This is a genomic window from Pseudochrobactrum sp. AO18b (genome assembly GCF_000409565.1).
Lineage (GTDB): Bacteria > Pseudomonadota > Alphaproteobacteria > Rhizobiales > Rhizobiaceae > Pseudochrobactrum > Pseudochrobactrum saccharolyticum.
In genome coordinates, this window is record NZ_ANNO01000159.1 from 1 (window position 1) to 9,058 (window position 9,058).

8 protein-coding genes are annotated in these 9,058 nt (G+C 52.0%); 4 read left to right on the forward strand and 4 right to left on the reverse strand.

Annotated elements, in window-relative coordinates:
* Positions 1-80: 80 nt before the first annotated feature.
* Together A918_RS21995 and A918_RS0106685 are read left to right on the forward strand one after the other, a co-directional pair.
* Positions 81-236 carry a hypothetical protein gene (locus A918_RS21995; protein WP_022710313.1) on the forward strand — a complete coding sequence of 52 codons (156 nt, stop codon included), beginning with the start codon at positions 81-83 and terminating at the stop codon, positions 234-236.
* A gap of 113 nt (positions 237-349) precedes the next feature.
* Positions 350-1,171 (forward strand): M55 family metallopeptidase, encoded by an 822-nt coding sequence (locus A918_RS0106685; protein WP_022710314.1) that lies wholly within the window; start codon positions 350-352, stop codon positions 1,169-1,171.
* 37 nt (positions 1,172-1,208) lie between these two features.
* Here the strand turns inward: A918_RS0106685 and A918_RS0106690 are convergent, their stop codons facing one another.
* The 4 genes from A918_RS0106690 to A918_RS0106710 form a co-directional block, all read right to left on the reverse strand.
* Positions 1,209-2,603 carry an MATE family efflux transporter gene (locus A918_RS0106690; protein ID WP_198013275.1) on the reverse strand — a complete coding sequence of 465 codons (1,395 nt, stop codon included), beginning with the start codon at positions 2,601-2,603 and terminating at the stop codon, positions 1,209-1,211.
* A gap of 158 nt (positions 2,604-2,761) precedes the next feature.
* A complete protein-coding gene (locus A918_RS0106695) occupies positions 2,762-3,850 on the reverse strand; it encodes a DUF475 domain-containing protein (RefSeq protein WP_022710316.1) in 1,089 nt (362 codons plus the stop codon).
* A 418-nt stretch (positions 3,851-4,268) separates the two neighbouring features.
* A complete protein-coding gene (locus A918_RS0106705; RefSeq protein ID WP_022710318.1) occupies positions 4,269-4,829 on the reverse strand; it encodes a murein L,D-transpeptidase family protein in 561 nt (186 codons plus the stop codon).
* A gap of 24 nt (positions 4,830-4,853) precedes the next feature.
* On the reverse strand, positions 4,854-7,901 hold the full coding sequence (locus A918_RS0106710; protein ID WP_022710319.1) for an FAD-binding and (Fe-S)-binding domain-containing protein: 3,048 nt from the start codon (positions 7,899-7,901) through the stop codon (positions 4,854-4,856).
* A gap of 244 nt (positions 7,902-8,145) precedes the next feature.
* Here A918_RS0106710 and A918_RS0106715 point away from each other — a divergent pair, with 244 nt between their 5' ends.
* Positions 8,146-8,541: a VOC family protein gene (locus tag A918_RS0106715; protein ID WP_022710320.1), complete on the forward strand. Its 396-nt coding sequence runs from the start codon at positions 8,146-8,148 to the stop codon at positions 8,539-8,541.
* 124 nt (positions 8,542-8,665) lie between these two features.
* On the forward strand, positions 8,666-9,058 hold a 393-nt coding region (locus A918_RS0106720), incomplete at its 3' end, for a c-type cytochrome (protein ID WP_022710321.1).

A 9,058-nucleotide genomic window follows, 5' to 3' on the forward strand; every position in this document is an offset into this window, starting at 1 on the left:
AAACGGCTTGGTGATCCCATCTTTGGAGTATCAGATTACGGCTTTGCAAAAAGACAAAGCCCCAAACACGGAGAAGCAAGATGACAGAACGTACAAAGCATTCCCGTAATTTCATCAGCCGCGCACTGGCTGTTTTCGGTGCCGCAGCTTCCGCAGCTGCTGCTGTTGAAGGCCGTCGTCGTCCGCATGAAAAAGACCTGCGCACCCTCGGCATTAATCCTGCCGACTTTAGCTGATTTATCTTATATTTCAGAACATTTAAGCCCCGCGCTTCGGTTGAAGCTGCGGGGCTTTTTTGTCAAGGTAGCCTCGGAATTACGGAATCAATCATGATTACCGGAGGGGAAATATGAGAGTCTATATTTGTGCGGATATTGAAGGTGTGGCCGGTGTTGTAACATCGCAGCAAGGTCAGCCAGGCAATCCGGAATATGAACGGGCGCGCCGCCTGATGACAGAGGAAGTCAACGCCGCCATTGAAGGTGCACTGGCGGGCGGAGCAGACTATATTCTGGTCAATGACTCCCACGGTCCGATGGTCAATATTATTCCGGAAATGCTGCATCCGGCAGCAGAGCTGATCCTTGGTCGCCCCAAAAAATTCAATATGGCTGCCGGTCTGGATGAAAGTTTTGACCTGTTGTTCTTCACCGGCCATCATGCCAGTGCCGCGCAATATGGCGTGCTTGCCCATACCACCAACGGCTTTGCCTTCCGCACCATTAAACTCAATGGTCAGATTGTCGGCGAACCCGGCTTTTATGGTGCCTATGCCGGTGAACTCGGTGTGCCGGTGGCACTGATTAGTGGCGATGATCAGACCGAGCAGGAAAACCGCCCGTTCTTCCCTGAGGCTGAATTTGCCACCGTCAAAACAGCCCTGGGCAACCGTGCAGCGCGTCAGATCTCCGTACAGAATGCCCGTGTGATGATCCGTGATCTGGCGAAAAAGGCCGTTGAACGTAAAAGCGAACTGAAAGTCTGGAAACCGTTTACCGGCCGCATCCATGCAGAGTTCATCATGAATTCGCCGCTGCTGGCCGATCAGATGGCGATCATCCCTTGTGCCAAGCGCACGGACGCCACAACCATCAGCTTTGATTGTGCAAATGTTGCGGAAGCTGTCGGCTGGATGGGTGTTCTTTCCGGTCTTGCCGCCAATGTGAAATAACAATAAAAAAGCCGGCATTGCCGGCTTTTTTATTTTTCTAAATCAACTTCACGATCTGCCGCTTACTGAAAATGAAATAATAATAGCCCGATTGCAGGCACAGCATCGTGGCGAAGGTCAGTGAATAAGCCCACCAAATTCCGTCAATGCCGATCCATTGATTGAACAAATAAGCTGCCGGAATTTCCACCAGTAAGATAGCGCTCATAGTCAAAACAGTCGGTGCATAAATCGCCCCGCTTGCCCGCATAGAGCTCATAAACACACTGCTCATACCAAATAATACAATCGTCCAAAGCACGATATGCAGCAAATGCGCCGCCAAATCGGCAACTCCCTGCTCGGTCAGAAATGCACTGGTAATATAGCCGGACAGCAAATAGGCCAGCGCCACACAGGAGCCCGTGACCAGCCAGTTCAGCTGCAATCCGGCAATCACAATCTTATGCACCTGTTCGTTGCGCCCTGCCCCGACCGCCTGTGCGGCCAGAATTGAGGCGGTAATACCGATAGAGATGGCCGGAAACTGCACCCAGCCCAATGTCTGCACAATTGCGCCATAGGCGGCTGTCGCCTGCGTACCATGACCATTGACCAGCCCCAGCAGCACGATCTCGGCAAAAGCAATGGTCAGCATCTGCAAGGCTGTCGGCAGGCCAACGCGCAAAATGGTTTTACAATAGGTGCTGTTAAAGCGGATCAGAGCCAGAAAACTGCGTGAAAATGCCATAGGATGATTGCGCCGGTTCCAGTGCCAGATCAGCCAGACCAGTGCCACAGCGGAAGCAATCACAGTGGAAACGGCTGCACTCATCACCTCAAGCTGCGGAAAACCCAGCCAGCCTTCAATGAAGAGCGGTGTCAGCACCATGGCAACAGATGTGGCAATCACGAGCGCCCAGAGCGGACTGACCGCATCACCCACGCCACGGCTCATATTGCTCATCAGCCAGAGCAAAAAAATCACCGGCATGCCCATCATCATGATGCGGGCATAATGGGCGGATTCGTTCAGCACGGCCTGCGGCGTGCCAAGAAATGACATCAGCTGCGTGGCAAATAATCCGCCCATTATTGCAACGGTAACAGACACAGTCATCACCATTGCCACCGCACTACCCGCAATGCCATGTAGCTTGACCATATCCCGCGCGCCCCATGCCTGACCGATCAGCACGGTGGCACCGGCACCGAGACCGATAATCAGCCCGAGAAACAAAAAGAACACCGGAGCAAAGGCGGACATTGCCGCCAGCGCATCAACGCCCATCATGCGGCCGACAAAAATACCGTTCAGCGTGCCGGAAGCCGCCTGCAAAATATTGGACAGCAGCATTGGCAGAAAAATCAGCATATAGGAGCGCCACAGACCATGCTGTACCGGCGGCTTAGCAGCATCAATGCTCACAGAAACAGCTTGTTTATCACTCATATTCTGTCCGCCTGTTTCCATTGCCGTCTTCCGTTCTTGCTGTCCGTGCATGCTGTTTCTCATCAATGAGCAATAATCGCAGCTTTGCAATCATGCAAAATAATAAAGCCGCCGGAGTGATCCGGCGGCTCATAATTGTGTGAAGGTGATGAAGCAGCTTATTCGGCTGCTACAGCTTCAGCTTTTGCTTCTGCATGTTCTTCGCGGCGGTTATGACGAACCGATGCCCAGAACGCGATACCGATCAACACCGCACCGCCAAGACCGGTAATCACTTCCGGAATATGCACGAGTGTCTGGAAATACATCACCACCGACAGGATCAGGATCGCATAGAATGCACCATGTTCCAGATAGCGGTATTCGCTCAATGTGCCTTTTTCGACCAGCATAATGGTCATGGAACGCACATACATCGCACCGATACCCAGACCGATCGCGATTACGAACAGATTCTGCGACAGCGCGAAAGCACCGATCACACCGTCGAAGGAGAAGCTGGCATCCAGCACTTCGAGGTAAAGGAAAGCACCAAAACCGCCCTGTGCCGCAGCGTTCAGCGTTTTCTGCGAAGCATCAAGAATACCGCCAACCACTTCCACAGCAAGGAAGGTCAGGAGACCATAAATGCCGGAATAGAGGAAAGTTGTACCTTCAACTTCACCAAGAATGGACGAGAAGGTCAGAAGCAGGATCAGAACGATTGCAACTTCAACCCCTTTGATTTCAGCCAGACGCGCCATCGGACGCTCGAGCGGACCGAACCAATGCACATCCTTGTCGGAATTGAAGAAATAGGTCAGTCCCACCATCAACAGGAAGGTACCGCCGAAAGCGGCAATCGGCAGATGCGCATCAGTCATGATACGCGCATATTCTTCAGGTTTCGCAGCAGCCAGAACGATCGCTTCAATCGGACCGATACCGGCAGCAATCACCACAACCAGCAACGGGAAAACAATACGCATACCGAAAACGGCAATGATGATACCCCAGGTCAGAAAGCGATGCTGCCATTCCGGCGTCATATCTTTCAGCTTATTGGCATTCACCACCGCATTATCAAAGGACAGCGAGATTTCCAGCACGGCCAGAACCGTACAGATAAAAAAGATCGAGGCCATACCACCGATTGTGCCGGTGGACTGCCAGCCGAGCCATGCACCAAGCGCCAGACCGACGACGGTGACAATAAATGCCCAGGTAAAATAGCTGAGAACAGTTTTCTGAGATGCAGGCGTGCTCATTTCACGATCTCCTTAGTGGCCGGAGACCGGTCTGTACGATACGCATTATCAATATAAGAACAAAAGTTAAAAGCGGAATCGGCCTGATGACCTTCCGCAGAAAACATGAAAGAATTTTTCATGATCACATGTCCGCCGGCTATATTTGCGGCAGTACCGACATCACGAGAGCGCCGTAAACTCTCGCCAGAGGGGCCCGGTACCGTGTTAGCTCCGTAATGATTGACCCAGCTGTATAAAACAGTTGCAAGGCGGATGCCAGTGCCTCTCACCAGCCGAATTTCCCGCAGCCTTCATACTACAGATGCATTCTAATTAATCATTGTTACGATTGCTTCAAGGGGGGAATCCGATTTTCAGCCGAAAAAAGGCATATTTTGAACATGATTGCTTTTTCAAAAGCGGATTTCAGCGCCCGTTATTCATAAAGAGAGATCGGCGTACCATTCGGCACCAGCGACCAGATCTCCTGCATTTCGCTGTTTGTCACCGCCACACAGCCATCTGTCCAGTCCCAGAGATGATGGATCGCTCCGAGAGCACCCCAGCCATTCGGCAGACCATGGATCATAATATTGCCACCCGGAGATACATTCGCCTCTTTGGCTTTGGCTGCATCCTGCTCATTGGGATAGGAAATATGCAGACTGAGATGTGCCATGGAACGCGGATTGCGCCAGTCGATCACATAATCGCCGACAGGAGTTTTCTGGTCGCCTTCCTGTAATTTATGACCTTCCGGTACGCCTCCCAATGCAATGCGATAGGTGCGTAAGACCTCATCACCGCGCAGTAATTGCATTTCACGGGCGGTTTTGCGCACGATGATTTTATCCGCCTGCTGCTCAACAGCGGCCATGGCCGGTGCAGTGCCGGAGCCGACACGCCCCAGCACTTTCGTATAGCCATAGGCTGATGCCGGCAAAGCTATGGCCACCAGCAATAGTGCTATCAGATATTTTCTACGTTTTGAGCTCATAGCACCCGTTTGCAAGCTTTAAGATCAGGAAGCGATTAACTGCTTCAGAACCTGCAAAGGATGCTGAATTTGCGTCTTTTCCATGATCTCAACCTGTGAACGACAGGAAAAACCTGTGGCCATAACAATTTGTTCGCGCCCATGGGTTTGCATTTTCTGTCGCCAGCTCAAATCATAGATATTTTCTGACAGTGCGCGATTGCGCAATTCATGGCCGAAAGTACCGGCCATACCGCAACAACCGCTTTCGCCAATCACCATATTGATGCCGAAATGTTTGAAGATCGCTGCCCAAGCCGCAATTGTCGGCGTGGCATTGGTCTTCTCAGTACAATGCGGCAGCAGCATATAGTTCTGTGCGGCACGCTCGAGCGACGGCTTAATATCGGATGCAATCTGCCCCAGATGCTGCGCCAGCCATTCCTGCGGCAGCTTCACATCCGGCACGGTTTCATTCGGCAGCGCCGAGCGATATTCACTGCGATAGGTCAGCGTCATCGACGGATCAAGCCCGACCAGCGGCACACCGCTTTTGGCAAGGCTGTTGAAATACAGACTGGTATTGCGTGCCGTGCGGGTGAAAGACTTCAGATAGCCATGCACATGCTGCGCTTTACCATTTGGCTTAAGCTCGGCCAGATAAGGTGTGAAGCCAAGCGCCTTCAGCAGATCCAGCACATCCAGCAGCAATTGTGTATCGAAGAAACTCGTGAAGCTGTCCTGCACCAGAATAACCGCTTTGGCTTTCTGCTCTGTACTCAGGTTGTTCAGCACATTTGCATCCGCCATCTGGATATTGCGGGCGCGCAGTTCTTTAGTCAGGCTCACATCGCTCAGTGACGGCAGGGCTGTGAGGCCAACCTGTTTCATACCCCAGCGGCCAAGACCACTGCCCATCACACCATTATAAAGCCTGCCGGTTTTGGCAACCAGCGGCATCATATGTTCGATTGAGGCAATCAGCGGATCTTTCAGTGGGCGCAAATAACGGCTGTAATAAAGCTCAAGGAATTTGGAGCGGAAGGCCGGAACATTGACCTTGACCGGACACTGCCCTGCGCAAGCCTTACAGGCAAGGCAGGTATCCATTGCATCGCGCACCTGATGGGAAAAGTCATCGCGATTTTTAGAACCGAGACTGTTGCCGATGCGGCCAAGTAAACCGCTCCACAGCGGTTTATCCCGCAGCGCCTGTGCCGAGCGGCGCGGATCAATACCCTTTTCGCTCAGCAGACGTAACCATTCGCGGATCAGCGAAGCACGACCTTTCGGAGAATAGCGCCGGTCGCCGCTGCCTTTAAAAGACGGGCACATCGCGGAATCTGTGTTGAAATCAAAACAGGCGCCGTTGCCGTTGCAATAAGGTGCATTATCATAAGCATTGCGTACATCCGCAGGGATGATGCGGTCTTTCTGACCACGAAAGGCCAGTTCATCAATCTTTGTCAGCGGCTGATCATCCGGCGTGGCAATCTTACCGGCATTGAGCTGATTATAAGGATCGAAAGCCGCCTTGATACGCTGCAATTGCGGATAAAGCGGGCCAAAAAATTCCGGTACATATTCCGAGCGCACACCCTTACCGTGCTCGCCCCACAAAACGCCGCCATATTTCAGCGTCAGAGCCACCACCGCATCAGAGATACGGCGGATCATGACTTCCTGTGCGGGGTCAGACAGATCAAGCGCGGGACGCACATGCAGCACACCGGCATCGACATGGCCGAACATGCCGTAATCCAGCCCCTCACTATCGAGAAGCGCACGAAATTCAAGGATATAATCGGCCAGATTTTCCGGCGGCACAGCCGTGTCTTCCACAAATGCTACCGGACGGCGTGCACCTTCGACATTGCCGAGCAAACCAACTGCGCGTTTGCGCATTGTCCAAATCGCTTCAATATCATCCGGCTTTTCTGTGGTGGTAAAACCGTGACGGCCGCTTTGCGGAGAATCCGCTAGAGACTGGCTGACAAAACGGATTTTCTCTACCAGTTCGTCAGCGCTGTCGGCCAGCACTTCGGCAATGTTGATCCCGTCTGTGCGCTTGCCCTCTTCTGAAGGGAAATAATCGGCAATGCGGCTCCAGATAATATCGCCACGCGCCAGCGATAGCACCTTAGCGTCCACGGTCTCAACCGATGCTACCTGCAATCCGGTGAGGAAACGAGCATCGCGCAGTGCAGTATTGAAATCATCATAGCGGATATTGATCAGTGCAGCGAAACGCGGGATCGGCAGCAGATTGAGATCGGCCTCAGCGATCAGCGCCAATGTTCCTTCAGCTCCGCAAAGCAGAGAATTGAGATTAAGCCCGCCGTCGCTCTCGCGTAAATGTGCCAGATCATAACCGGTCAGAAAGCGGTTGAGCTTTGGGAAGGTCTGATCGATCAGATCGCGATTGTCGCGCTCGATCTCATCAATCAGTCGGTAGATTGCACCACTGCGGGTATCCGGCTTTTGTAAGTCTTGTAGCTCGCCTTTTGAAACCGGTCTGGTGTTCAGCTCACTGCCATCCATCAAAACGGCACGTAAGCCCAGAACATGATTGGAGGTTTTGCCATAAAGGCACGAGCCCTGCCCGCAGGCATCGGTATTGATCATACCGCCGATTGTGGCGCGGTTAGACGTAGAAAGCTCCGGCGCAAAAAACAGGCCATAGGGTTTCAGCGCTTTGTTGAGCTGATCTTTGACCACACCGCTCTGCACACGGGCAATGCGCTTTTCCGGATCAATCGAGAGAATACGGTTCATATAGCGTGAGGTATCGACCACAACACCGTCGGTCAGCGATTGGCCATTGGTGCCGGTGCCGCCACCGCGCATCGCCATTTTCAGATGCCGGAATTCTTGCCTTTGGAGAAGCTGCGCAATCTGCTGCAAATCCTCAAATCCACGCGGATAAATCACACCTTGCGGACGCACCTGATAAACGGAGTTGTCGGTTGCATAAACGGTGGTCGTGGCCGCGCTGAATTCAATATCACCGCCAAAGCTGCTCAGCCGCAACGCATCGTAAAAATCCAACGGCTCCGGTTTTGCCAGAACGTCTGCCTGCAGGAATGGTATCACGCAATTCTCTCCGCATTTGCCGGTTGCATCGCGCCGCAAGCAACCCGTCTTTCGCAAATGTCATAGCGTTTTCAGCCGCTCTTTCCAATCATGCGCAGCCGTCTACTTTGTCACGCATTGGCATGAAGTCATGCGAATTATCTTATATAGCTTTATTCTGCGGCATTGAGCTGGCCGTTAAACGGGACAAACAGGGCAGAATCTGCAAGAAAGCCTGTTCCAAACTCTCATAACCGGTGCTCCTATGGCAAAAAACATCCACTCCATGATCCGCGTGCTTGATGAAGCCCGCTCCCTTGCATTCTACAAAACCGCCTTTGGCTTGGAGATTGCAGACCGTCTTGATTTTCAGGCTTTCACGCTTGTTTACCTGAGCAATGCGGAAAGCGAATTTGAACTTGAACTCACGATCAACAAAGACCGCACTGAACCCTATAATCTGGGTGACGGCTACGGCCATCTCGCTGTTTCAGTGTCTGACCTTGATGCGGAACATGCCCGTCTTGAACAAGCCGGTCTCAATCCGGGCAAGCTGATTGAATTCAAACCGGATGGTGTGCTGGTCGGCCGTTTCTTCTTCATTACCGATCCAGACGGTTACAAGATCGAGGTTTTGCAGCGCGGCGGCCGTTTCAAATAAATATGAAACGCTTGGCATGAGCCTCCCTGTATAGCTTTGTCGCAGCGACGCTAACACCAGCCTTGCTGCGGCAAAATTCAGCTAAAATCCAGCGCAGATACAATGATTTAATCAAGGTGTAATTATGCGCATGTCTGCCAAAATGATTATCGGTCTCTCTCTTCTTTCAGGCCTCGCTGTAACCTATCCGGCATTTGCGGAAGGTGACGCTGATAAAGGCAAAAAAGTTTTTGCAAAATGCATGGCCTGCCACACAATTGAAGAAGAGAAAAACCGCGTCGGCCCGCATCTGGTGAATATTCTTGACCGTAAAACCGCAACGGTTGAAGGGTTTAAATATTCTCCGGCCATGATCAAAGCCGGTGAAGAAGGCATGGTCTGGGATGAAGCCACGTTGACTTCTTATCTCACCGCGCCGAAACAATTTATTCCCGGTAATAAAATGATCTTTGTCGGGCTGAAAAAACCGGAAGATATCAGCAATCTGATTGCCTATATCCGCTCCAAATCAGCGCAC